The organism is uncultured Kordia sp. (assembly GCF_947496985.1).
Taxonomy (GTDB): domain Bacteria; phylum Bacteroidota; class Bacteroidia; order Flavobacteriales; family Flavobacteriaceae; genus Kordia.
The window spans coordinates 1-335 of sequence record NZ_CANMEZ010000043.1 but is presented as its reverse complement, the minus strand read 5'-3'; the positions used below and the strand labels follow the sequence as shown (position 1 = coordinate 335).

The 335-nt window shown below is 37.6% G+C and carries 1 protein-coding gene; it reads right to left on the bottom strand.

Annotation, left to right across the window (positions count from 1 at the left end):
- Positions 1-335: hypothetical protein (locus Q0828_RS24430; protein WP_298427993.1), on the bottom strand; the 335-nt coding region annotated here is incomplete at both ends.

The following is a 335-nucleotide window of genomic DNA, read 5'->3' as shown; positions in this document are numbered from 1 at the left end:
GCATTGGCATAATAAGCAAGGGTTAAACTGGTATCACCACCTGTGATTTCTATATACTTCTCTGTAAGATCAAAGGTTGTTAATTCATCACTCTCATCACCACTTTCTGCATCATCACACAATGCAAATGGTGTTGGTTGAACTAATACTGGTGGTCCTACCACTAAGATATTAAAACTCCCAATAGCAAAACACTCTGTGGTATTATCTTCTAAGCGTACCCAAATGGTTTGTTGATTGGCTACTATGTTGGTATAATCTGTTAGATTCACAATTGGATTGACATCATTCTCTGCATCAATGAGACTCTCATGATAGCTAAGGGTAAAATCACC